This is a genomic window from Streptomyces wedmorensis (assembly GCF_000716445.1).
Taxonomy (GTDB): Bacteria; Actinomycetota; Actinomycetes; order Streptomycetales; family Streptomycetaceae; genus Streptomyces; species Streptomyces wedmorensis.
Genome location: NZ_JNWK01000001.1, coordinates 132,010 through 155,408 on the forward strand (window position 1 = coordinate 132,010; position 23,399 = coordinate 155,408).

The following is a 23,399-nucleotide window of genomic DNA, read 5'->3' on the forward strand; positions in this document are numbered from 1 at the left end:
GCCGGTCCGGACCCCCTCGGTCCGGACCGGCGTGGCGTGGCGTGTGGGGACGGTTCAGGCGTCCTGGCTGCGGCGCGCCCGCTCCGCGTCGCGCTCCTTGATGCGGACGGTCTCCTTGCGGACCTCCGACTGGGTGGCGCGCTCCTTCTTCAGCCACTCGGGGAGTTCCTGCTTGATCGCCTCGATCTGCTCGGTGGTGAGGGGCTCGGTGATCCCGCCGCGAGCGAGACCGGCGATGGAGACGCCGAGCTTGTTCGCGACGACCGGGCGGGGGTGCGGGCCGTTGGCGCGCAGCTCCTGGAGCCAGGCGGGCGGGTTGGCCTGGAGCTCGGTCAGCTCGGCGCGCGAGACGACACCCTCCTGGAAGTCGGCGGGGGTGGCCTCGAGGTACACACCCAGCTTCTTCGCCGCGGTCGCGGGCTTCATCGTCTGGGTGTTCTGGTGCGACGTCATGGTGTCAAGGGTATCGAGCATGCGGGCGACCTCCGACCACGCCCGCTACCGGTAGCCTGGCGGGGTGACAGGCTCGGACGTTCCCCTCGCGGATTCCCCTTCGGATTCCGGCTCGGCTTCCCCCGCGGAAACCCCCTCGGTCTCCTCCCCGGCCCCCTCGGGCCCCTCGTTCCGGCTCGCGTACGTGCCCGGGGTGACGCCCTCGAAGTGGGTGCGGATCTGGAACGAGCGCCTGCCCGACGTACCCCTCACGCTTCTCGCGGCCACCCCCGTCGAGTCCTTCGGACTGCTCCGGGAGGGCGCCGCCGACGCCGGACTGGTCCGGCTGCCCGTCGACGGGGACGACCTCAGCGCCATTCCCCTCTACGAGGAGACCACGGTCGTCGTCGTCCCCAAGGACCACCTGTTCGCGCAGGTCGAGCAGATCTCGGCGAGCGACCTCGCCGACGAGCTCGTCCTGCACCCGCTCGACGACACCCTCGGCTGGGAGCAGCCGCCGGGCCGCCCCGCGATGGAGCGCCCCGAGACGACCGCCGACGCGATCGAGCTGGTCGCGGCGGGCGTCGGCGTGCTCGCGGTCCCGCAGTCCCTCGCCCGGCTGCACCACCGCAAGGACCTGACCTACCGCACGCTCAACGACGTGCCGCAGTCCCGCGTGGCCCTGTCGTGGCCGGCGGCCGACGAGGCCCCGGACCTGGTGGAGGAGTTCATCGGGATCGTGCGCGGCCGCACGGTGAACAGCACCCGGGGCCGCCGCGCCGAGGAGCTGAAGGGCCAGAAGCAGCCGCGGAAGGACCAGAAGAAGCCCGCGAGGCCCGGTGGCGCGAAGTCCGGCGGCGCGAAGTCGGGCGGTGCCAAGCAGGGCGGTCCCAAGGGCGGCGCCAAGAGCGGCATGCGTACGGGCGGCAAGGGCGCCGCGGCCCGCGGCAAGAGCACCAAGCCCCGCCGCGGCCGCGGCTGAGCACCGCCTCCGCACGACCGGGCCGCGCCTCCGTACGACCGGGCCCGGCGTCCGTATCCCCGGGCCCGGCCTCCGTACGGCCGAGCCCCCTGTCCGCACGGCGGACGCCCCTCACCGGGGCGGGGGCGCCTCGGCATACTGACCCCTCCTGATCACCGAGATCATCCAGGAGGAGCTTTGGCCGCCAGTTTCAGGACCGTCGTCGAGGTGGCACCGGACCACCTCGACCAGGCCCGGTCCATCGACCGGGTGTTCCAGGAGGCGATCGCCCCGGCGACCGTCAACTTCGACTTCGAGGCGATCCGGGAGGCCGCCGCGGCCGTCCCGGACAGCACCGTCGTGAAGATGGTCAGGGGCTGGGGGCTCCAGGAGTACGCCCCCGTCCTGGTCATGGTGCTCTCCCTCAAGGAGGCCGTCCGGCAGGCGCTGCCGGCCGAATGCGCGGAGGCCGGTTTCTGGGCCACCGTCGAGCGGGAGCTCGTCGGGGCCTTCACCGGCCTCGCCGCCCAGGAGGGGCAGCCCGGCCTCTCCGTGTACGAGGAGTCCGCGGAGCGCACCCGGTTCTACCGTGACCTGTTCTTCGCCCTCCAGGACGAGGAGACCGGGGAGTACATGTACGCCCTGGCCTTCTGCGTCGACGTGACCGTGGAGCTGCCGAAGGCGCGGGCCCTCGCGCTCGACCTGACGGACGTCGTCCCGTTCGCGGTGCGGCTCGACGCGATCGTGGTCCGCCAGGCCCTGGGCGTCCTGGTCTGATCCGTACCGGCTCCGCACCGGCCCGCCGTCCCGGGCCGGATCCCCCGGGGCCCGGAGCGCTCCGGCAGCTTCCCCCACCGCTCCCCTCAGCCGTTCCGGCGCCACCGTCCGCCGCGGGCCGCCGCGACGAGCTCCGGCACCGTCGCCAGCTTGACCCGGGGACGACCCGTGTCCCGGCCGCGGGCCCGTTCGGCCCGATCGATGGCCGCGAGGCCGCGCGCGTCGACGAGACCGCGGCTGCGGCTCCGCGCCAGCCGGCGGAAGTCCTGGGCCGTGCCCGTCGGGGTGGGCAGAGCGCCGGCGACCGCGTCCGCGAGCAGGGTCCCGACCGTCTCCTCCGCGCACGCCCGGTTGGCGCCGATGCCGCCGGAGGGCCCGCGCTTGATCCAGCCGACGACGTAGCCGCCGGGCAGTCCGGCCACCCGCCCGCCGTCGTGCGGCACCGTGCCGGTGGCGGGATCGAAGGGCAGCCCCGGGAGCGGGACGCCGCGGTACCCGATCGCCCGGACGAGCAGCCCCGTCCCGATCTCCGTACCGGACTCCGATCCGGCCCCGGTCACCCGGACCGCGCGCACGCCGTCGGTGCCGAGGGCCTCGACCGGGGCGGAGTGGAAGCGCAGCACGATCCGGCGCCGACCGGGCGCGGGGGCGGGCGTCCAATCGACCGCCTCCCGGGCCACGTCCCGCAGCAGGGCGGCCTTCGTCCCGGGCTCCGCCGCGTCGATCGCCGCTCCGGTGCGGGGATCCCGGGCGTCGACCACCAGGTCCACGCCCGGCAGGTGCTTGAGGGCGAGGAGCTCGGAGGCGGTGTACGCGGCGTCCTCGGGGCCGCGCCGGCCGAGCAGCACCACCTCGCGGACCGGGGTTCCCCGCAGGGCGGCGAGGGCGTGGTCGGCGATGTCCGTGGCGGCGAGTGCGGCGGGGTCCATGACGAGGACGCGGGCGACGTCGAGGGCGACGTTTCCGTTGCCCACCACGACGACCCGCTCGGCGGAGAGCCGTACGGCGTCCCCGGCGGTCTCCGGATGCGCGTTGTACCAGGAGACGACGTCGGTGGCGGGGACGCTGCCGGGCAGGTCCTCGCCGGGGATGCCGAGGCGCCGGTCGGCCGGTGCGCCGACCGCGTAGACCACCGCGTCGTGGTGTGCGGCGAGTTCCTCGACCGTGACGTCCTCGCCGACCCGGAGGCCGAGCCGCATCCGGACCCGGGGGTGGGAGTGGAAGCGGGCGAAGGTCTCCCCGGCGCCCTTGGTCGCCGGGTGGTCCGGGGCCACGCCGTAGCGGACCAGGCCGCCGGCCACCGGCAGCCGGTCGATCAGCGTCACCTCGGCGTTGGTGTGCAGCAGCAGGTCCTCGGCCGCGTACATGCCGGCGGGTCCGGTGCCGACGACCGCGATCCGGAGCGGGGCGAAGTCGGCGGGCAGCGAGCGGGGGAAGGACGGTCCGCCCCAGGTGTGGAAGTTGGGCGAGGCCACGACCGGCGGGGGCGTCCGCTCGGCGTAGTACCGCGCGTTGATCCCCTCGTACTCCCGCAGGCGTGCGGTGAGGCGGTCCGCCGGGAAGATCGCGTCGACGGGGCAGGCGTCGGCGCAGGCTCCGCAGTCGATGCAGGACTTCGGGTCGATGTACAGCATCTCCGTGGTCCCGAAGTCCGGTTCCCCGGGCGTGGGATGGATGCAGTTGACCGGGCAGACGGCGACGCAGGTCGCGTCGTTGCAGCAGGTCTGGGTGATCGCGTAGGTCATGTCGTCGGCTCTGCTCTGCTCGGCTCGGAGGGGTCAGACGAGGTGGGCGCGCTGGTAGAAGAAGAGCGCGGGCCGGGTCAGCATCCCGACGTCGGCCAGGAACTCCATCAGACCGGCGCAACTGGCCCGCAGCTGTGCCTTGTAGTGCTCGTTGGCGGCGGCCTCGCGACGGGCGCGCTCGGGGTCGAGTCCGGCCCGGACGTACACCTCCGGGCTGACCAGGCTGGTGATGATGTAGTACGCGGCGATGGCGACGACGAGGGCCTGGAAGTGGCGGCGCGTCCTGCCCGCGCGGGCGAGGTGGCGGCGCGTCTCGTCCCGGGCGAACTTCATGTGGCGTGATTCCTCGACCACATGGATGTTGCTGATGGTGCGGACGAAGGGGACTACCCGCTCGTCGCGCATCCAGTCGCGCTGCATGACGTCGAGGACCTCCTCGGCGACGAGGATGCCGGCGTACGCGGCCTCGCCGAAGCCGACGGTCTTCATGAACCGCCCGAGTTCGAGCACCGCGCGCTTGGGCCGGTACGAGGGAGCGCCGAGCTTCTGGGAGCCGCGCGCGAACATGATCGAGTGCCGGCACTCGTCGGCGATCTCGGTGAGGGCCCACTGGAACCGGGGGTCGGTGTGGTCCATGCGGTAGATGTCGCGGAGCACCATCTGCTGGAGGATCATCTCGAACCAGATGCCGGTGCTGGCCACCGACGCGGTCTCCTGCCGGGTCAGCTCCTTGCGCTGCTCCTCGGTCATCTCGTTCCAGTACGCGGTGCCGTAGAGGGAGTTCCACTCCGGGCTCTGGCCGTGGAAGTCCTTGTCGAGGGGGGTGTCCCAGTCCACCTCGACGGCGGGGTCGTACGACAGCTTCGCCGCCGACCGGAGCAGCCGCTCGGCGACGTCCGAGTCGGTGACGTCCTGGTCGTCCGGGCGAACGGTGCTGCTTGCCATGGTGCGGCTCCTTGGGTCGCGCGAGCGGCTCGGGCTCTTGTTAGACATCGCGTCTAGCAAGCTTGTTAGACGGAACGTATAGCAAGGGTCCGGGGCAGGCCTACCCCCCGGTACGGACTTTTTCCCCTGGGGTTACCCCGGGTACGCGAACGGGGCCGGAGCCATGGCGGCTCCGGCCCCGTTCCCCGGGTCGGGATGTGCGGGAAGGTCGGGTCCCGTGTCCTGGGTCAGGTCCCGGCGTTCTAGAAGGTCAGGTTCCAGGCGTCGATCCTGCCCGTGTCCTGGCTCGCGTTGTCGTTCACGCGGAGCTTCCAGACCCCGTTGGCGACCTCCGCCGACGCGTTGACCGTGTACGTCTGCGCGATGTTGTCGGTGCCGCTGCCCGTGCGGTTGTGCAGGGTGTACACGGTGCCGTCCGGGGCGACGAGGTCGACCTTCAGGTCACCGATGTAGGTGTGCTTGATGTCCACGCCCACCTTGAGGGTCGCCGGGGCGTTGCCCGTCACCCCGCTGACCGTGATCGGGCTCTCGACCGTGCTGTTGTCGGCGATCGTGACGTCGGCGAGGTTCTCGAAGTACGCGCCGGGCGGCGGGGTGGAGCCCCCGACGGCCTTCAGGGCGTCGACCGCGCCCTCACCGAAGAAGCCGTTCTTCGCCGTGGTGCCGGTGCAGCGGGTGTCCGAGGGGCACGCGCGGTCGTTGGCCTGGACCCCGAGCTGGTCACGGATCTGAGCCGGCGTGAACGTCGGGTTCACGCTCGCGATCAGCGCGGCCACACCGGCGACGTGCGGGGACGCCATCGAGGTGCCGCTCATGTTGCCGTACTTGCCGCCCGGCAGAGTCGAGTAGACCTGCGTGGAGCCGTCGCCGCCCGGCGCCGCGACGTCGATGACGCCGTTGCCGAAGTTCGAGTACGAGGCCTTCGCGCCGCCGCTCGCCTGCGAGGCGACGGTCACGACGCCCGGCAGCTCGGTCGGGATGTCGATGCAGGCGTTGGTGATCGTGCGGGTGACCGGCGTCGAGTCGTTGGGGCTCTCGGAGTCGGTCGTCTTGTTCGCCAGGTCGTAGTTGGAGTTGCCGGCGGCGGCGACCTGGAGCGAGCCCTTGCCCTCGGCGTACACCTGGGCCCGGCGGACGCCCTCGATGATGGCGGCCTGGTCCACGTTGTCCGGGCAGTTGAACTGCCACGGGTCCGTGTAGTAGCTGTTGTTGGTGACCTTGAAGCCGTGGTCACCGGCCCACATGAAGCCGCAGATCGTGTTCTCCGCGAAGAACAGGCTGCTGGTCGGCTCCGCGATGCGGACCGAGGAGATCTTCACGCCCGGCGCGACGCCGATGACGCCCTTGCCGTTCTTGGACGCCGCGATCGTGCCCGCGACGTGCGTGCCGTGGGTGCCGACGTCACGCCACGCGCCGGTGCGGGTGTCCGCCTTGCCGTAGGCGCAGGAGGCCGAGTCGGCGGCGTTGAAGTTGGGCGCGATGTCCTGGTGCTGGTCGTCCACGCCGGTGTCGAGGACACCGACCTTCACGGTCGACGAACCGGTGGTGACCGCCCAGGCCTGGTCGGCCTTGATCTGGGTCATGTCCCAGCGGTTGGACTCGGTGAGCGTGGTCGCGGACTGCGCCGGGTTGGCCGGGAGGGCCGGGTTGTACGCGTCGGCCGGGACGTCGGAGGTCCGCGTCGCGCCGACCTGCTGGACGCCGCTGACCGCGCGCATCGACGTGGCGAACGACGCGGACGCCGAGTGCGCCACGATCACGCCGATCGCGTCGTACGTGGCGAAGACCGAACCGCCGCTGGTCGCCACGGCACCGCTCACCGCCGAGGTGCCACCGGGAGCGGTGATCACCAGGTACGCGCGGGTGCCGGCGACCCAGGCCGCCGGCGCCGCCGCGACGGTGGTGGTCGTGGTGGCCTGGTCCGCCCCCGCCGAACGGGCCGCGACGGGCGCGGTGTCCGACGTTGCTGCCTGGGCGAATCCGGCGGGAGCGGCGAGCGCCACGGTCGTACCGAGCGCCGCCACGGCGATGGCCGAAGCCCTCAGCCGGCTGGATATGTGGGAAAACAATGCGTCCTCCGATGACCCGGTGGCGCGGGTGGCGCCTGCCGGGCCCTGTGATGTGTGGGGTGGACGCAAGATCCCAGACTCGCGGGGCGGAGGGAAGTGTTCTGTCCGAAAAGCCAGTTCGTGTGACGCACTGTTGATCTGACGGCGCCGGGAAGACGGTCCTATCCGCCCTCGTGCACCTTTCGTTCCCGGGCCCTCCGACGGCGCCGCCGCGGACCGCCATCGCCGCGTTCCGCGCGGCCGCGGCGGAGAGCCGGACGAAACGCCGGGCCACCTCGAACTCGCTCTCCCGCGGGTCGCCCGACCCGGCCTCCAGACCGAAGAGTTCGGCCGCCGGGTTCTCCAGGAGCGGCCGCGGTCGGGGCCCGGCCGGCCCTTCCGCTTCCGCCTGCGGGCCAGATGCGCGTCGAGCACCCGCTGCCGGAAGGCGACCTGTTCGGGCGTACCGCTCCACCCGCCGCCCGTCTCGCCCTCCGCCTCACCGTCCGAGCGCCCCGGAAACGCGGCCGCCTCGTCCGCCACCTCCCGTACGGCGTTCGCGTGACGGCGGCGGCCACCTGCTCGCTGTGACGGGCGGTCGGCTCGTACGGCCGGTGCAGTACCCGGCGAGCGGCAGCGCGCGGCGGCACGGGAGCAGCGCGACACGCCCCGCGACGGCCCGGGAGACCGCGGACTCGTGCAGACCGAGGGCGGCGACCTCATCGACGGACGCGTCGAGCCGCCCGCGCGGTCCCAGGCTGCCGACGAGGTACGCGGCGATCGGCGCCTCCGACGGGGGCGGCGCCGCCGTGACCTCGGCGAGGAGCCGAGCGGTCCGGTCCTCGGTACGCGGCTCGGGCGCGGCGACGGGGCTCGCCGGCATCCCGCCCGTCCCGTACAGGCAGGGACAGGGGCCCGACGACCGGAGGGGCGCCCCGCAGAGGGGGGCAGGCGACGGCCGTCGGGTCCTCTTCGAGCGCGGGGTTCTCGGCGAGCTCCTCGGCCCCTTCGGGCTTCGAGCTCGCAGGCGGGGAGCCGGAGGAAGGACGCGAACGCCACCACGGCCGGTGAGGCGTGCAGGGCCATGAGCGGCGCCGCTCCGAACTCCATGCCGCCGGCCATCCGGGCCTCGTCTCCCTTGCCCCGTCTCCCACCGTCCGCCCGCCCGACGGGGGTGTCGAACCAACGCCCGCCCGCGATGCCGGGGTCCCGGAGGGGCGGTTCGGGGCGCGGTCAGGGGGCGGCCTTGATCTGTTTCATCGTCAGGTGGGACTCGGTGCGCAGGACGCCCGGAAGCCCGGTGAGCCTGCCGGTCAGGAAGGCCTCGTAGGCGGCGTGGTCGGCGACCGCGACGCGGAGGAAGTAGTCCGGGCGGCCGAAGAGGCGGCGGAACTCGACGACCTCCTCGTACGAGGCGACGGTCTCCTCGAACGCCTCCACGGTCTTGCGGTCGGTCGCGTAGACCTCGACGTCCACGAGGACCTCCAGACCTCGGCCCACCGCCGCCGGATCGATGACCGCGCGATAGCCGGAGACGACTCCCGTCTCCTCCAGCCGCTTGACCCGGCGCAGGCAGGGCGGCGGGGTGAGCCCGACGCGCTTTGCCAGCTCGACGTTGGTCAGCCTGCCGTCCCGCTCCAGATGAAACAAAATGTCGCGGTCGATGGCATCGACATGCACTTCATTGCTCATGAAGCCATCGTACGGTCATGATCGGCAACCATATAAGGTCCGATTCGCCCTAAAATTGCTCCATGGGAATACCTCCTGCCACCGTCGGCGGACCCGCACGGCCCGCCGCTTCCCCCGCTCCTCCCGGGGCTGCCGCTGCTCCGCCTCCCGCCGATCCGCCCCAGGTGCGGTCCGACGCCAGGGCCGCGTTCAAGGACTCGGCCTCCGTGGGCCTCGGCCTCGTGCCGCTGGGCCTGGCGTTCGGACTGCTCGTCACGCAGTCGGGACTCGACTGGTGGTGGGCGACCGCGTTCACCACCGTGATCTACGCGGGATCCTTCGAGTTCCTCCTGATCGGCCTGGCCGTCGCCGTCGCGCCGCTGGCGACCGTCGCCCTGACCGCCTTCCTGGTGAACATCCGGCACGTCTTCTACGCCCTGTCGTTCCCCCTGGACCGCGTCAAGGGCCGCGCGGCCAAGGCCTACAGCACCTTCGCCCTCACCGACGAGGCGTACGCGCTGACCGCCGGCGGACGGGCCCGCACCTGGTCGGGCCGGCGCGTCCTGTGGCTCCAGCTGTTCATGCAGCTGTACTGGGCCGGCGCCGCCACCGTCGGCGCGCTGCTCGGCTCGTTCCTGCCCGGCACCGTCAAGGGCCTGGACTTCGCGCTGACCGCGCTCTTCGCCGTGCTCGCGCTCGACGCCCTCAGGGACCGCCGCGGCGACCTGCCGACGCCGCTCCTCGCGCTCCTCGCCGCACTGGCGGCGCGCGTGCTCTTCCCGGGCCAGATGCTCCTGGCCGCCTTCCTCCTCTTCACCGCGGGCCTGCTGGCCCGTCACCTCACCGGCAGGGGGCCGCGCCGTGCCTGACACCCCGTACCTCGTCGCCGCGGTCGTCGTCTCCGCCGCCGTCACCTGGGCCCTGCGTGCCCTCCCCTTCGCGGCGCTCGCCCCGCTGCGGTCCAGCGCGACGGTCCGCTACCTGAGCACCCGCATGCCGGCGGGCGTCATGGTGATCCTCCTCGTCTACTGCCTGCGGGACCTCCCGCTGACCGAACCGGACGTGCTCGCCACGCTGTTCGCGCTCGCGGTCACCATCGGGCTGCACCTCTGGCGCCGCGACGCCCTGCTGAGCATCCTCGGCGGCACCGCGGTCCACGTCCTCCTCGCGAACACGCTCTTCGCCTGACCGGCGCCGGTGCGGCGGGGACGGCCGTACGGGGCGGGCTGGGCCCGTCCCGTACGGTGTCGACCCTCGCGGGGGCCGCTACTTCAGGTACGGGCCGGCGGCTCCGATCCTGCCGGGGCCGTTCAGGACGTACACCCGGAGGTTGCCCTTACCGGGTGCGGCGACCGTGAGGGTGCCGTTGGCGACGGTCTTCACGTCACCGGTGACGGCGTCGGTGTACGTGCCGTTCGGGATGCCCGTGTACGTCGCCCCGCCCGAGATCGTGACGAGCGCGAAGCTGTCCGTCCCGCCGCTGGTGTAGCGGCGCTTGAACGCCATGTCGCCGGAGATGCCCTCCGTGGAGTACTGCCCCATCTGGAGCGCGGGGATCGCCCGGCGGATCTGGTTGAGCCGCTGGACGTGCTTCACCAGGGGCTGCGCGAGCGTGGTGGCGACCGCTCCCGAGGCCGAGGAGACCTGGGAGAAGTCGGAGGCCGTGACGGAGCCGGCGACATGGGCGCCGAAGTACGCGCGGCCGGTCGTGGCCAGCGGGCAGGAGGGTCCGCAGTCGATCTTCTGCCCCTTCTGGAACTCGATCTCGGAGCCGTAGTACAGCGTCGGGATGCCGCGGAAGGTCCACATCAGGGACATGTTCTCCGCCCAGGCGTCGGTGCCGCCCGTGTACCGCTCGCTCGACTTGTTGGGGCCGTAGTCGTGGCTGTCGACGTAGACGACGTTGTACGTGGCGTCGTTGTAACTGTCGTCCGAGTCCTTGCCGTTGTGGAAGGCGTTCGGCGCGTCACCGAAGTTCATGTGCATGCGCATGTCGATGACGTTCATGCCCGAGAAGCGGCTGTGGTCCGGTGTGTGGTAGCTGTTCCCGTTCAGGAACGCGTTGGTGGAGGTGGGCTGGTTGCCGGTGCCCTGCTGCTGCTCGTAGTCGTACATCTCCAGAGCGGCCTTGGTGTCGTCGATGTCGTACTCCTTGCGCTCCTTCCAGGTGTAGAACTGCGCCGAGTGGTTCACCGAGCCGCGGTTCCACTTGTCGTTCACGAAGGCGGCGACCTCGCCGAAGACGAAGAAGTTCTCGGCCGCCTCGGCGCCGTGGCTCCGTGTCACCCGTTCCTGGATGGCGGGCAGGAAGCGGCGGTTCCAGGTGGTGCGCGGGATGTGCACGGCGGTGTCGACGCGGAATCCGTCGACGCCCATGTCGATGTACTTGTTGTAGGCGCCGATCAGATGGCTCTGGACGGTCGGGTTCTCGGTGTCGAAATCGGCGAGGTCCTCGTGCAGCCAGCACGAACGGGAGTCCTCGCCCTCCCAGTTGCCGATCCAGCACTGGTGGTACAGGGCCTTCGGGAACATGCCGGAGGTCGGGCTGGGCCACTGGCAGTTGTAGACGGTGTAGCCCTCGGCGCTCTTGCCCCCGGTCGGCTTGCCCCAGTCGAGGCAGGTGTTCCCGGTCGGCTCGGCCGTCGACCACAGGTCGCCGTTGTAGTACGACTTCCCGGTCTTCGGGTCGATCGTCAGGCCGTCGTACTCGAATCCGGGCTGCTTCTCGTCGTAGTACCAGCTCCACTGGCTGTCCCGCACGCCGTACACGGTGGGCGTGAACAGGCCCTTGGCGCCCCAGCGGGAGGAGTGGTTGTATACGACGTCCTGGTAGATCTTCATGCCCTTGGCGTGGGCGGCGTCGATCAGGTCCTGGTAGGAGGCGCCGGCCGACTCCAGGCGCGGGTCGACCTTGTAGAAGTCGTAGCCGTGGTAGCCGTGGTAGTCGTAGTCGGACCGGTTGAGGACGACCGGGGTGACCCATATCGCGGAGAAGCCGAGGCCCTTGACGTAGTCCAGCTTCTGGATGAGACCCTTGAAGTCGCCCCGGAACATGGGGTCGTCGTTGGCCGCGTTGCCGGACTTGACGTGCTGGCTGCCGCCGCGGTTGTTCGTCGCGTCGCCGTCGTTGAAGCGCGCGGTGAGGACGAAGTAGATCGGGTCCTTGCGCGGGTCGGTGCCGAGCGGCTTCCCCGTGGCGGGCGTCGCCGGCTTGTCGCCGGTGGTGGCGGTCGCGGCGGCCGAGGAGGCGGAGACGTTCCCGGCCGCGTCCACGGCCTTCACCGTGTAGCTGTAGGCGGTCCGCTCGGCCAGGCCCGTGTCGGAGTACACCGTCGAGCCGACGTCGGTCACGACCGTGCCACCGCTGCCGCCGACCCGCGTGACCTGGTACTTCGTCACACCCCTGTCGTCCGCCGCCGGGTCCCAGGTGAGCAGCACCGAGGTCCCGTCGGCGGCGGCGGTGACGCGACCGGGGGCGGTCGGCGCCTGGGTGTCGGGCGTCGCGGCGGCGCACGGGTCGGTCGCGTTCGCCGTCACCGCGTTGTTCCGCACGGTGCTGACGCCCGTTCCGATGGCGTAGTCCGCACCGCCGTTGTTGTCCCAGGTGCCGTTGCCGTTGTTGAACGCGGCCTTGAGTGACGCCGCCGTCCCCAGGTCGATCTCCCGCTTCCACCAGCCGGTGCACGCGGCCTGCATCCCGACGCCCGGGACGGCCGTCCAGGAGCCGCCCGCGGGCTGGTGGTGGATGTTGACGGTCGACCAGCCGAGCGCCTCGGTGGAGTAGTACACCGTGGCCTTGGCGGAAGGCGTGGGCGTGGTCCCGGAGCAGGGGTCGGAGTGGGCGACGACCCCGTCCTTCACGGTGATCGCCCCGGTGCCCAGGGCGTAGTTCCTCCCGCCGTTGTTGTCCCAGGTGCCGGTCCCGTTGTTGAACGTCGCCTGCAGTCCGGTCGCCGCCCCGAGCGTCACGGTCTTCTTCACCCAGTCCGTACAGGCGGCCTCCATGGCCACCCCGGGCACGGTCGTCCACGATCCGCCGTCGGGTGCGTAATGCAGTTTGTAGGCAGCCCAGTTCTTCGTCTTCGTCCAGTAGAAGACCGTCGCCGTGTTCTCCGCGACGGCCGCGACCGGCGCGGTCCGCGGTGCGGCTTCCTCGGACGGCACGGCGACCAGGCCGAGCAGGCCGGCGGCCACGGCCAGGGCGGCCACCGGACGTCCCGGTGGCCGCGTGGGGGTACGCGTCATCTCATTCTCCAGGCAGGGGCGCGTTCCGGTACGGGCCGGTTGGGGATGGGGATCAGCACCGCTGGAAACGCTCTCGGAAAGTTTCTGAAACGTTTTGCGTCGGCCGGAAGTTACTCCTGCCGAGACCTGGAGGTAAAGACTTCTGTCACAACCGGCGCCTACGCTCAGGGCCGTTCGCGCGCGTGATCGACGTCGAAAGGCTCCTGATGAAGCTCCCCGGCCCTCTCCATGTCCTCAACGAAGGCCTCGCGTTCCTCCTGGAACTCGCCGCCCTCGCGGTGCTGGCCTGGTGGGGCTGGAGCAGCGCGGAGCCGGTCCTCCTCCGCCTCGCCCTCGCCCTCGCCGCACCGACCCTCGCTGCCGTCGTCTGGGGCCTCTTCGCCGCACCCAAGGCCCGGATCCGGCTTCCCCTGGCGGGAGTTCTGCTCGTGAAGGCCCTGGTCTTCGGCGCGGCGGCCCTCGCCCTCCACACCCTCGACCGCCCCTCCTGGGCCGTCGCCTTCGCCCTGGTGGCACTGCTCAACACCGCCTTGGCGACGGCGGACCGGCAGGCGGCGATGCACCGCGGCGCTTGAGGCCGCACCACGCCGGCGACGAACATCGGCCGGACCACCAGGGGCCGGTGAGCCCGTCACCAGGGCACTGTTCCGCCGTCGTCGAAGAATCCGCCGGTCGGTCCGTCGTCGGGCAGGGTCGCGAGGCGAATCGCGATCGCCGCACCCTGGTGGGGAGTGCGGACGCCCTGGAAGCCGTTGAGGTCGGTGGCGGTGAAGCCGGGACAGCCGGAGTTGATCAGGATGTCGGTGTCGCTCAGTTCCTTGGCGTACTGGACGGTGACGGCGTTGAGGAAGGTCTTGGACGCCGAGTACGCGGCGGGAACCGGGCCCATGTCGATGCCGGGCGAGGTCTGCAGGATGAGCGAGCCGACGCTGCTGGACATGTTCACGATCCGCGGCGATGCCGAGCCGCGCAGCATGGGCAGCATCGCGTTGGTGACGCGGATGACCCCGATCGCGTTGGTTTCCACGACGAGTCGTACGGTCGCGGGATCGACCGTGGTGGGCGTCTGCGGCATGCCGCCGGTGATCGCGGCGTTGTTGACCAGGACGTCGAGCCCTCCGGCGCGGTCGGCGATCAGCTCGGCCGCGGCGGCCACGCTCGCGTCGTCCGCCACGTCGAGCGGAACGCCGAACGCGTCGGTCCCGGCTGCGCGCAGCTTCTCCACCGCGGTGTCGCGGCGCTGTCGATCCCGCGCGCCCACGCCGATCCGCCAGCCGAGGGAGCCCAGGCCCGCCGCGATCTCGTATCCGATTCCTTTGTTCGCACCGGTCACCAGCGCGATCGTCTGTCCACTCATGTCGTCAAGCGTGGTGCGGACTCGGGTGGGACGTCCAAGACCTACTGGGTGGGCGGTGATACCGCACGGATATCGGTCGTGGTGAGCGCCGGATAGGATGCCGCGGTGGAGACGCGGGAGCTACGGTACTTCGTCGCCGTCGCGGAGGAGTTGCACTTCGGGCGGGCGGCGCAGCGGCTCTCCATGGCGCAACCACCCCTGTCGCGGGCGATCCAGCAGCTCGAGCGGCGGCTCGGAGTGGTTCTGCTGCACCGCACTGCTCGCGCGGTCGCCTTGACCGAGGCCGGGTCGGTGCTTCTGCGGGAGGCCCGGGCCGCACTCGACGCGGTCGAAGCCGCCGAGCGCCGCACCCGCCGCGCAGCTGCCGAACCGCTTGGTGTGGTGCTGGCCACGAAAGCCGGGGCGTCCGGCGAACTGTTGTCGAAGCTGCTGGACGCCTACGCCGCCGAGCCCGGCGCGGTCGCCGTCGAGGTGATGCTGTGCGGGCCCGGCGAGCAGGAAGGGCTGTTGCGCGACGGGCGTGCCGACGTTGCTCTGCTCCAGCGGCCCTTCGACACGACGGCCGGGCTCGCCACCGAGGACCTGCGCACCGAACAGCAGGTCGTGGTCCTGCCCGCGGGGCACCCCTTGGCCGACCGACCTCATATGTCGATGGCCGAGGTCACCACCCTGGACCTGCCCCTGCCGCGCTGGCCTCGACGGGGCGGGGGCTATCCGGACGGACCCGGCCCGCAGGTGCGCGACCACACCCAGCTGTTCCAGCTGATCGCGCTCGGACGGGCCTGCGCGGTCGTGCCCGAGTCCCTCCGAGCCCACCTGCGCGACGGTCACGCGACGGTGCCGGTGCCGGACGCGCCGGCTGTCACGACCGTCATCGCCTGGCCACCACACAGCAGATCCCGAGCCGTCGCCGACCTCGTCCGCACCGCGACACGCCTCTAGCCGACGGCAAGGGCGGGTAGCCGGAGGACGGGTGTCGAACGTGGGTGCCCAAGCCCCCCCAGGCGAAGCACACCCTCTCCGGCGGGCCGGCGGCCGCGACCGGTTGCCGCGCGTCGGACGGATTCAGGGGCGCGGCCAGGGGCGGCCTTCGAGGCGTTCGATGTCGCGGTTGAAGCGTTCGAGGAGGGTGGCGAAGAGGGTGACGTCGTCGGGGGACCAGTGCTCCATGACGCGGTCGAGGCCCTCGATGTTGGAGGTGCGGTCGGCGTCGAGGCGGCGTTCGCCTTCTTCGCTGATGCGGAACTTGCGGGCGATGCCGCCTTCGGGGTCGGGGATGCGTTCGACGAGCCCGGCGCGGAGCATGGCGGCGGTCTGGCGGTTGAGGGTGGAGGCGTCGAGGCCGAAGGCCTCGCTGAGCTGGCCGATGGACAGGGGGCCGTGCATGCGGATGCGGCTCAGGAGGACGTAGGCGCTGCGGTCGAGCTGGGCGCCGCCGGCCCGGGAGCGGGGCGCGTACAGGTGTGTGTGCCTGCTGAGCAGCATGGTCTCGAATTCGACCAGGTGGGTGGGCTTGTCCACGGGCTTGTCCATGGAGGCATTCTCTCCTGAAGCGCTGCGATGTGCATCATGCACGACTTGTGTATGACACCATCAATATGCATGATGCACAAAGCAACGCGCACGGAGTCGCCGTGCAAGACCGAGGGAGAACCCGTGGACGGCTCCAAGCCCGACGCCCGACCCGGAGGCGTCGTCGGCGTCCTCGCGCTCGCGGGCATCGTGGCCGCACTCATGCAGACCCTGGTGGTGCCGCTCATCGGCGACCTGCCCAGGCTGCTCGACACCACCGCGTCCAACGCCTCCTGGGTGATCACCGCCACCCTGCTCGCGGGCGCCGTCGCCACCCCCGTCGCCGGCCGGCTCGGCGACACCCTCGGCAAGCGGCGGGTCCTGCTCGTCTCGGTGATCCCGCTGATCGCGGGCTCGGTCGTGTGCGCCCTCGCCTCCTCCGTCGTCCCGATGATCGTCGGACGCGGACTCCAGGGCCTCGGCATGGGCGTCGTCCCCCTCGGCATCAGCCTGCTGCGCGACATCCTGCCGCCCGAGAAGCTCGGTGGCTCCATCGCCCTCATGAGCGCCTCCATGGGCGTCGGCGGCGCCCTCGGCCTGCCCTTCTCCGCGGCCGTCGCCGAGAACGCCAGCTGGCGCGTCCTCTTCTGGGTCGCCGCCGGACTGAGTGCCCTCGTAGGCGTCCTCATCTGGCGCGTCGCCCCCGTCGGCCGGCGCAACCCCGCCCCGGGCCGCTTCGACGCACCCGGCGCGCTCGGCCTCGGCGTCGGACTGGTCGCCCTGCTGCTCGCCGTCTCCAAGGGCGCGACCTGGGGCTGGGGCAGCGGCACCACTCTCGGCCTCTTCGCCGTCGCCGCCGTCGTCCTGCTCGCCTGGGGCGCCTGGGAACTGCGCACCCGCGACCCGCTCGTCGACCTCAGGGTCACCGCCCGGCCGGTCGTTCTGATGACCAACACGGCCTCGGTCCTGGTCGGCTTCGCGATGTACGCCCAGTCCCTCGTCGTGCCCCAGCTGTTCCAGCTGCCCGAGGCCACCGGTTACGGCCTCGGCCAGTCGATGATGGCGATGGGCCTCTGGATGGCCCCGGCGGGCCTGATGATGATGGTCCTGGCCCCGCTCGGCGCCAAGCTGTCGGCCGCCCGCGGCCCCAAGGTCACGCTGTCCGTCGGAGCCCTGGTCATCTCCGTCGGATACGGCTCCTCGCTCGCCCTGATGGGAACCACCTGGGGCCTGCTCGTCGTGACGCTGATCTGCAACACCGGCGTCGGCCTGGCCTACGGGGCCATGCCCGCGCTCATCATGGGCGCGGTGCCGCAGGAGGAGACCGCGTCGGCCAACAGCTTCAACACGCTGATGCGCTCCATCGGCACCTCCGTCTCGGCCGCCGTCATCGGCGTCGTCCTCGCCCAGCTGACCACCTCCCTCGGCGGCCACACGCTGCCCTCCGAGGACGGATTCCGCGTCGCCATGCTCATCGGCTGCGGCGTCGGCCTCGCGGCCGCGTTCGTCGCCGCCCTCATCCCCGCGGGGGCTCCCACCGCGGCCCCGGCCGACGCGTCGGGAAAGGAACAGGGGGCCGGCCCGCGCGCAGCCTCGGGCGCCCACACGGCCTGACTCCGGAGCGGGTCCGGGCCTTGACCCCTCGCGCCGTACCCGCCGCCCACACGGCCGCACTCCGGAGCGGGTCCGGGCCTTGACCCCTCGCGCCGTACCCGCCGCCCACACGGCCGCACTCCGGAGCGGGTCCGGGCATCGACCCCTCGCGCCGCCCCGGTGCCTCCTCGGCCTGACCTCGGCGCGGGTACGGGCACGCGGCCGAGCCCGTACCCGCACCGGATCAGTCCTTCCGCTCCTCCATGGCCTCCAGGGTGAACAGAGCCCCGTCCGGGTCCCGCACGACCACCCGGCGCCCGTCGGCGTCGTCGTGACCGCGCACGCCGCCCCACTCGCCGCCCGGCACGACGGACCCGCCGTGGGCCACGGCGGCGGCCGCGGCGGCCTCCGGGTCGGGGACGCGGAAGCAGACGATCCACCGCGGGCGCAGCTGGGGCCGGGGTGAGCCGGACTCGACGGGGCCGCTGTTCAGGCGGGCGATGGCGTCGCCGTCCTGCCGCAGGACCACCTTGTCCTGCTCGTACGAGACCTCCAGTCCGCCCGCGGCCTCGTCCGTGCCGTCCGTCCAGCGGAAGACCCCGCCGTAGAAGACGGCGGCCTCGAAGGCGTCGCGGGTGTGGAGTTCGAGCCAGGCCGGCGCCGTGTGCTCGCCGATGTGCCAGCGGGACTCCGTGCGGCCCTCCCAGATCCCGAACGCCGCGCCCTCGCGGTCGGTGGCGAGAGCCGCGCGCCCCCGGGGCGGGTAGGCGACGGGACCCACGCCGATGGTGCCGCCGCGCTCCCGGATCCGGGCCGCCGTGGCGTCGGCGTCCGCCACCGAGAAGAAGGCCGTCCAGGCCACGGGGACGGCCAGTTCGACCGCCACCGACGCGATCCCGGCCACCGGCACCCCGTCCAGCTCGCCCACCGCGTAATCCTCGCCCAGGCCGCCCCGGCGGAACGTCCAGCCCAGCACCGCCCCGTAGAAGCGCTCCGCCGCGTCGAGATCACGCGCGCTCAGGCTCAGCCAGCACGGTGCTCCCACCGCTTCCCCGGTCGTCGTCGGCCCCGACACCGGCACCACCTCCTCGTCGTCCTGCGTCCCGCGACCTGAATCCAGATCCAGCCTGCGCCCCTTCCCGGTTTCGCCTCCCGTCATGCGCCCGCTCACCCGGATGCCGCCACCCGTCACCCGCCCGGGTGCGCCGGGCCGCCCGAGCCCGCGTGCCCGGGCAGGGGGCGGCCGCCCGTACCCGACCGGGGCGGTGGGCGTCCGTGCCGAACCGCCCCCGTGTGCGGCCGCCGCCGGCCCCTCTGCTCGGCGCCGCCGGGCAGGCCTCCTGACCGGCTCAGCCGACGCCGCTCGGAACCGGGGCGGCCGCACGGGCGGCGTAGGCGCGGACGTCGGCGTCGGCGTCGCCGGTCGCGCCGGCGAGCGCGGCACGGGCCGCGGGATCTTCCCGGTGAGCCAGGAGGGCGAGGACGGCGGCCTTGCGGACGTCCGCGTTCGGATCGGCGAGGGCCTTGGCGAGGCCGGGGACCGCGAGGGCGCCAGGAGCCGCCCGGAGGGCCGTCGCGGCACCGGCCCGCACCTGCCAGGCGGTGTCCGCGAGCGCCGCCTCCGCCGTCTCGGCGAGGCGCGGAGGGCAGCCGGTGTCCGCCAGGGCGGCCAGCGCGGCGCCCCTGACCAGGGGGTCGACGTCGGCCAGCAGCGGGCCGAGAGCTTCGGGCGCCGGATCCCGCACGGCCGCGAGCCCGCGGGCCACCGCGACCCGGACCTCGCGCGCCGGATCGCCCGCGGCCACCGTGAGTTCCGCGACGGCGTCCACCGCGACCAGCGCCCGGACCGCGCGCACCCGTACGTCGACGGCGTCGTCGGCGAGGGCGACCGCGTACAGCGCGGCGTCACCGAGCCTCAGCGCCCGCAGCACGTCGAGCGCGGCGGCACGCACGGCGGCGTCGGGCACGCCGAGGGCCTCCCGCAGGCCCGCCCCCAGTGCCGGATCGGCGGGCAGCACCTCGACCAGCTCGCGCAAGGCGGCCGAGGCCGCGGCACGCACCCGTGGCGACCCGTCCCGCAGCCGGGCGGCGAGCGCCGGACCCGTCCCGACCGGCGCGGTCTCGCCGAGTGCGGTGACGGCGGCGGCCCGCACCGCCGGATCCGCGTCGTCCAGGTACGGATCCAGCGCCTCCAGGTCGGGGGAGTCCTCGACGAGCGAGAGCAGCCGCAGCAGACGGGGACGCGGGGCGCCGTCCGAGGGAGCGTCACCCGACGTGGCGGGGTCGGCCGCGGCCGTCGCGTCGGAATCGGCGGGGTTCGCGGTGGATTCCGGCGGGTCGGTGAGGCCCGTGGCGGCCACGTGCGGGGCGGTGCGGTCCGCGCCGGGAGAGGTGGCGGCGCCGGCCGTCGCGCGGGCCGCCGGGGCGGCCTCGCGGGGTCCGGCGGTGGCGACCGGTACGAGCTCCACCTCGCCGATGTGCCGTTCCGGTCCGGCGGGCGGTGCGAACTCCGGCACGGGGACCACGTACGGCTCGACCGGCCGCGCGGTGAACTCCATGGCGCCGGAGGGGGACTTGCGGAGGTCGAGGTGGCACAGCCAGTCCGTGTCGTCCCGCTCGGGGTGGTCGAGCCGCTCGTGGTAGAGCCCCCACCGGGACTCGGTCCTGGCCAGCGAGGCCCGCGCGGCCATCTCGGCGCAGTCCCGGATGAACGAGACCTCCGCGCACCGCATCAGTTCGTGCGGGGTGCGCGCGCCCATACCGGCGATCTCCCGCGACATCCGGGTGAACGCCTCGACGGCCAGGGAGAGCCGGGCCCCCGTCTTGGGCGGAGACACGTAGTCGTTGACGAACCGCCGCAGTTTGAACTCGACCTGCGGCTGCGGCGGACCGTCGGGGTGCCGCAGCGGCCGGTAGACGAGTTCGTGCGCGTCCGCCAGCTGCCGCCGGTCCAACTCACCTTCGTACGCCCTGTACCGCGACGCGTCCTCGCCCGCCAGGTCACCGAAGACGAACGCCCCGATCATGTAGTTGTGCGGTACGGAGGCCAGGTCGCCGGCCGCGTACAGCCGGGGCACGGTGGTCCGGGCGTGGGAGTCCACCCGTACCCCGGAGGCGGAATGGCCGCCGCACAGGCCGATCTCGGAGATGTGCATCTCGATGTCGTGGGTGCGGTAGTCGTGCCCGCGCCCCGCGTGGAAGGTGCCGCGGGTGGGACGCTCGGTGGTGTGCAGGATGGACTCGACGGCGTCGACGGTCTCCTCCGGCAGATGGCTCAGCTTGAGGTAGACGGGACCCCGGTCCGAGGCGAGTTCGGCGGCGAACTCGGCCATCATCTGCCCCGACCAGTAGTCCGACTCCACGAACCGCTCGCCGTGCCGGTTCACCTGGTAACCGCCGAACGGGTTGGCGACGTAGGCGCACGCGGGCCCGTTGTAGTCCTTGATCAGCGGGTTGATCTGGAAGCACTCGATCCCGGTGAGCGCCGCGCCCGCGTGGTACGCCATGGCGTAGCCGTCGCCGGCGTTCGTCGGGTTCTCGTACGTGCCGTACAGGTAGCCGGACGCGGGGAGCCCGAGCCGTCCGCAGGCCCCGGTGGCCAGGATCACCGCGCCCGCGCGGACGACGACGAACTCCCCGGTACGGGTGTGGAGTCCGGCCACGCCGACGGCCCGGCCGTCGTCCGGGTGGGTGAGGACGCGGACCGGCATCACCCGGTTCTCGATCCGGATCCGCTCCCGCATCTCGCGCCGTCGCAACTGCCGGTACAGCACCTTCTTCACGTCCTTGCCCTCGGGCATGGGCAGGACGTACGAACCGGAGCGGTGCACCTGCCGGACCGCGTACTCGCCGTGCTCGTCCTTCTCGAACTTCACCCCGTACGACTCCAGGCGTCGGACCATCGCGAAGCCGCGGGTCGCCGTCTGCCGGACGGTCGACTGGTCCACGAGGCCGTCGTTGGCGCGGGTGATCTCGGCGACGTAGTCGTCGGGTTCGGCCCGGCCCGGCACGACCGCGTTGTTGACGCCGTCCATCCCCATGGCGAGCGCGCCGGAGTGCCGGACGTGCGCCTTCTCCAGGAGCAGGACGTTCGCCCCGCGCTCGGCGGCGGTCAGCGCGGCCATGGTGCCGGCGGTGCCGCCGCCGACGACGAGCACGTCACAGGAGAGCTCGGTCGCGTCGGAGAGGTCGGGGACGGTCAGGGGGGTGTCCACGGAGTGCCTTTCGCAGCAGGCGGTCGGAAGGGTCGGAGGGCCCTCGGGCGCCGGGGGCGCGGACGCCCCGAGCACGGAGAACGGTGACGGGGGGATCGAGGACCGGAGGCCTCAGAGGGAGTCGAGCACGCGGCGGCGCAGGGCCGCCGTGGCGGGTTCGTTCCGGGCCTCCCGCACCCGCGGGTACGGCACGTCGAGGACCTCCCCGGTGCCGAACAGGACGACCCGGTCGCCCAGATGGACGGCCTCGTCCACGTCGTGCGTGACGAAGACGACGGTCGCGCCCGTGCCGCGCAGGATCTCCACGAGGAGGTCCTGCATCCCGGCCCTGGTGTGCGCGTCGAGCGCCCCGAACGGCTCGTCCATCAGGACGGCACGGGGCCCGCCGGCCAGCGCGCGGGCCAGCTGGACGCGCTGCCGCTGCCCACCGGACAGCTGGTGCGGCAGCTTGAGCGCGTGCTCGGCGAGCCCGACCCGCTCCAGCCACTCCCGCGCCGCGCGCCGCCGCTCGGCCCGGGGGACCCGTCGGATGGCCAGCGGCAGTTCGACGTTGGCGCGGACCGACCGCCACGGCAGCAGGGCGTCGTGCTGGAAGACGAGCGCCCGGTCCGCGCCCGGCCGCCGGATCGGCTCCCCGTCCTGCGTGACCCGCCCCTCCAGCGGCGGCAGCAGCCCGGCGAGGGTGCGCAGCAGTGTCGTCTTGCCACAGCCCGACGGACCGACCACGGTCACCAGCTCACCCGGGGCGATCCGCAGCCCCGCGGGCCCCGACACGTCGGCCGCGCCAGGGCGGCCGAGCCGTACGCCGTGGAGGGCGAGTTCCGCGCCCGCGGGCCCCGGACCGGGCCAGGCCGGGGCGGGCGCCGCGGTCGCGTCGGCGGCGTCTGCGGACGGGCTCACGGTGCTCATCGAACCGGCTCCTTCTCGGGCAGGGACACCGCCGGGGCGGAGGCGGCGGAGGGGGCGGAAGAGGCGGAGTCGGCGGTCGGGGCGGTGTCCGGGGCAGGGGCCGGCCCCGCGGAACGGGTGGTCCCCGGTGTGCGGGCGGGACCCGCCGGGACGCGGTCGGCCGGGCGCGGCAGCCAGGCGGTGACCCGGCGGCCGAGGGTCTCCACGGCCGTGGAGGTGAGCCAGCCTAGGGCGCCGATGGTCGCCATGCCGACGAAGACCCCCGGGTAGTCGACGACCGTGTAGTCCTGCCAGGTGCGGTACCCCACCCCGTACTCGCCGGAGATCATCTCCGCCGAGATCACACAGATCCACGCGACGCCGATGCCCACCGACAGGCCGCCGAAGATCCCCGGCAGGGCACCCGGCAGCACCACCGAGCACAGCACCCGGGCCCGGCCGCCTCCCATGGTCAGCACGGCCTCCTCCCACACCGGGCTGAGCGCCCGCACCGCGTGCCGGGTCGACACGAGGACGGGGAAGAGGGCGGCCGCGCAGGTGATGAAGACGATGCCCTGCTCGTTGGTGGGCAGCAGCAGGATCGCCACGGGCACCAGGGCGATGGCCGGCACCGGCCGCACCACCTCCACCAGCGGACCCAGGAGGTCGGCGGCCCACCGGGACCGGGCGACGGCCGTGCCGGCCGCCACCCCGAGGACCGCGGCGAGGAGGAAGCCGACCGCGATCCGGCGCAGGCTGTGGCCCAGGTCCTGCCGGTACGCCTCCGTGCCCAGCCGGTCGGCGAACGCGGACGCGACCTCGACGACCGTCGGGAACTGGTCGAACCGCAGCCACAGCCGCACGTCGAGCGACGTCAGCAGCTGCCACAGCCCGAGCGCCACGACCAGGGACGCCACCCGCACCAGCCGACGGCCCACGCCCGTGCCCCTCCCGCTCCTCAGGCGACCCGCACCGCCCGTACCGCCCTCACGGGTCGGACCGCCCGTACGG

20 protein-coding genes are annotated in these 23,399 nt (G+C 72.8%); 7 read left to right on the forward strand and 13 right to left on the reverse strand.

The features are described from left to right. Positions 1 to 54 precede the first annotated feature (54 nt). The gene (locus OO54_RS00570; protein ID WP_033200999.1) at positions 55 to 453 is read right to left on the reverse strand and encodes a DUF5997 family protein; all 399 of its coding nucleotides are present in this window, start codon (positions 451 to 453) and stop codon (positions 55 to 57) included. 193 nt (positions 454 to 646) lie between these two features. Here OO54_RS00570 and OO54_RS00575 point away from each other — a divergent pair, with 193 nt between their 5' ends. Then, positions 647 to 1,414 carry a LysR family transcriptional regulator substrate-binding protein gene (locus OO54_RS00575; protein ID WP_033200874.1) on the forward strand — a complete coding sequence of 256 codons (768 nt, stop codon included), beginning with the start codon at positions 647 to 649 and terminating at the stop codon, positions 1,412 to 1,414. Between the two features lie 177 nt (positions 1,415 to 1,591). Continuing rightward, complete coding sequence (locus OO54_RS00580; RefSeq protein ID WP_033200875.1) at positions 1,592 to 2,170, forward strand: type-2Aa cytolytic delta-endotoxin; 579 nt, start codon at positions 1,592 to 1,594, stop codon at positions 2,168 to 2,170. Between the two features lie 86 nt (positions 2,171 to 2,256). Here OO54_RS00580 and OO54_RS00585 read toward each other — a convergent pair whose 3' ends face one another. From OO54_RS00585 to OO54_RS00605, 5 genes are all read right to left on the reverse strand, one after another. Continuing rightward, positions 2,257 to 3,915, reverse strand: coding sequence for an FAD-dependent oxidoreductase (locus OO54_RS00585; RefSeq protein ID WP_033200876.1), 1,659 nt, complete (start codon positions 3,913 to 3,915; stop codon positions 2,257 to 2,259). Positions 3,916 to 3,948: 33 nt separating this feature from the next. After that, complete coding sequence (locus tag OO54_RS00590) at positions 3,949 to 4,860, reverse strand: AurF N-oxygenase family protein (protein ID WP_033200877.1); 912 nt, start codon at positions 4,858 to 4,860, stop codon at positions 3,949 to 3,951. 242 nt (positions 4,861 to 5,102) lie between these two features. Beyond that, on the reverse strand, positions 5,103 to 6,890 hold the full coding sequence (locus OO54_RS00595; protein ID WP_033201000.1) for a S8 family serine peptidase: 1,788 nt from the start codon (positions 6,888 to 6,890) through the stop codon (positions 5,103 to 5,105). Positions 6,891 to 7,407: 517 nt separating this feature from the next. Further along, positions 7,408 to 7,791 carry a hypothetical protein gene (locus OO54_RS44820; RefSeq protein ID WP_037944138.1) on the reverse strand — a complete coding sequence of 128 codons (384 nt, stop codon included), beginning with the start codon at positions 7,789 to 7,791 and terminating at the stop codon, positions 7,408 to 7,410. A 350-nt stretch (positions 7,792 to 8,141) separates the two neighbouring features. Beyond that, positions 8,142 to 8,600, reverse strand: a complete 459-nt coding sequence (locus OO54_RS00605) for an Lrp/AsnC family transcriptional regulator (RefSeq protein ID WP_033200879.1) — start codon at positions 8,598 to 8,600, stop codon at positions 8,142 to 8,144. Positions 8,601 to 8,806: 206 nt separating this feature from the next. On the opposite strand from OO54_RS00605, the gene OO54_RS00610 reads away from it, so the two are divergent. Continuing rightward, positions 8,807 to 9,448, forward strand: coding sequence for an AzlC family ABC transporter permease (locus OO54_RS00610; RefSeq protein WP_209440895.1), 642 nt, complete (start codon positions 8,807 to 8,809; stop codon positions 9,446 to 9,448). Continuing rightward, positions 9,441 to 9,767: a branched-chain amino acid transporter permease gene (locus OO54_RS00615; RefSeq protein ID WP_033200881.1), complete on the forward strand. Its 327-nt coding sequence runs from the start codon at positions 9,441 to 9,443 to the stop codon at positions 9,765 to 9,767. Before OO54_RS00610 ends, OO54_RS00615 begins: the two co-directional genes overlap by 8 nt. Before the next feature lie 78 nt (positions 9,768 to 9,845). Here the strand turns inward: OO54_RS00615 and OO54_RS00620 are convergent, their stop codons facing one another. Continuing rightward, the gene (locus OO54_RS00620) at positions 9,846 to 12,824 is read right to left on the reverse strand and encodes a carbohydrate binding domain-containing protein (protein WP_033200882.1); all 2,979 of its coding nucleotides are present in this window, start codon (positions 12,822 to 12,824) and stop codon (positions 9,846 to 9,848) included. Between the two features lie 182 nt (positions 12,825 to 13,006). On the opposite strand from OO54_RS00620, the gene OO54_RS00625 reads away from it, so the two are divergent. Next, a complete protein-coding gene (locus tag OO54_RS00625; RefSeq protein WP_078904983.1) occupies positions 13,007 to 13,399 on the forward strand; it encodes a YrdB family protein in 393 nt (130 codons plus the stop codon). 56 nt (positions 13,400 to 13,455) lie between these two features. On the opposite strand, the gene OO54_RS00630 is transcribed toward OO54_RS00625, so the two are convergent. Then, on the reverse strand, positions 13,456 to 14,181 hold the full coding sequence (locus tag OO54_RS00630; RefSeq protein ID WP_033200883.1) for an SDR family NAD(P)-dependent oxidoreductase: 726 nt from the start codon (positions 14,179 to 14,181) through the stop codon (positions 13,456 to 13,458). Between the two features lie 105 nt (positions 14,182 to 14,286). Between OO54_RS00630 and OO54_RS00635 the strand changes: the two genes are divergently transcribed. After that, entirely contained in the window at positions 14,287 to 15,123 is an 837-nt protein-coding gene (locus OO54_RS00635; protein ID WP_033200884.1) for a LysR family transcriptional regulator, read from the forward strand. A gap of 123 nt (positions 15,124 to 15,246) precedes the next feature. Here the strand turns inward: OO54_RS00635 and OO54_RS00640 are convergent, their stop codons facing one another. Further along, a complete protein-coding gene (locus OO54_RS00640) occupies positions 15,247 to 15,714 on the reverse strand; it encodes a MarR family winged helix-turn-helix transcriptional regulator (protein WP_033200885.1) in 468 nt (155 codons plus the stop codon). Positions 15,715 to 15,837: 123 nt separating this feature from the next. Between OO54_RS00640 and OO54_RS00645 the strand changes: the two genes are divergently transcribed. Next, on the forward strand, positions 15,838 to 17,307 hold the full coding sequence (locus tag OO54_RS00645) for an MFS transporter (RefSeq protein WP_033200886.1): 1,470 nt from the start codon (positions 15,838 to 15,840) through the stop codon (positions 17,305 to 17,307). A gap of 223 nt (positions 17,308 to 17,530) precedes the next feature. On the opposite strand, the gene OO54_RS00650 is transcribed toward OO54_RS00645, so the two are convergent. From OO54_RS00650 to OO54_RS00665, 4 genes are all read right to left on the reverse strand, one after another. Then, the gene (locus OO54_RS00650) at positions 17,531 to 18,370 is read right to left on the reverse strand and encodes a VOC family protein (protein ID WP_033200887.1); all 840 of its coding nucleotides are present in this window, start codon (positions 18,368 to 18,370) and stop codon (positions 17,531 to 17,533) included. Positions 18,371 to 18,635: 265 nt separating this feature from the next. After that, positions 18,636 to 21,500, reverse strand: coding sequence for a fumarate reductase/succinate dehydrogenase flavoprotein subunit (locus OO54_RS00655; protein WP_234439196.1), 2,865 nt, complete (start codon positions 21,498 to 21,500; stop codon positions 18,636 to 18,638). 111 nt (positions 21,501 to 21,611) lie between these two features. Continuing rightward, positions 21,612 to 22,409, reverse strand: a complete 798-nt coding sequence (locus OO54_RS00660) for an ABC transporter ATP-binding protein (RefSeq protein ID WP_033200888.1) — start codon at positions 22,407 to 22,409, stop codon at positions 21,612 to 21,614. Continuing rightward, on the reverse strand, positions 22,406 to 23,326 hold the full coding sequence (locus OO54_RS00665; RefSeq protein ID WP_234439195.1) for an ABC transporter permease: 921 nt from the start codon (positions 23,324 to 23,326) through the stop codon (positions 22,406 to 22,408). Before OO54_RS00665 ends, OO54_RS00660 begins: the two co-directional genes overlap by 4 nt. Positions 23,327 to 23,399: the final 73 nt, after the last annotated feature.

Coding starts and splice junctions, on each gene's coding strand:
- OO54_RS00570 (WP_033200999.1), bottom strand. CDS start 453: ATGACGTCGCACCAGAACACCCAGACGATGAAGCCCGCGACCGCGGCG.
- OO54_RS00585 (WP_033200876.1), bottom strand. CDS start 3,915: ATGACCTACGCGATCACCCAGACCTGCTGCAACGACGCGACCTGCGTC.
- OO54_RS00590 (WP_033200877.1), bottom strand. CDS start 4,860: ATGGCAAGCAGCACCGTTCGCCCGGACGACCAGGACGTCACCGACTCG.
- OO54_RS44820 (WP_037944138.1), bottom strand. CDS start 7,791: ATGCCGGCGAGCCCCGTCGCCGCGCCCGAGCCGCGTACCGAGGACCGG.
- OO54_RS00605 (WP_033200879.1), bottom strand. CDS start 8,600: ATGAGCAATGAAGTGCATGTCGATGCCATCGACCGCGACATTTTGTTT.
- OO54_RS00620 (WP_033200882.1), bottom strand. CDS start 12,824: ATGACGCGTACCCCCACGCGGCCACCGGGACGTCCGGTGGCCGCCCTG.
- OO54_RS00630 (WP_033200883.1), bottom strand. CDS start 14,181: ATGAGTGGACAGACGATCGCGCTGGTGACCGGTGCGAACAAAGGAATC.
- OO54_RS00640 (WP_033200885.1), bottom strand. CDS start 15,714: ATGGACAAGCCCGTGGACAAGCCCACCCACCTGGTCGAATTCGAGACC.
- OO54_RS00660 (WP_033200888.1), bottom strand. CDS start 22,409: ATGAGCACCGTGAGCCCGTCCGCAGACGCCGCCGACGCGACCGCGGCG.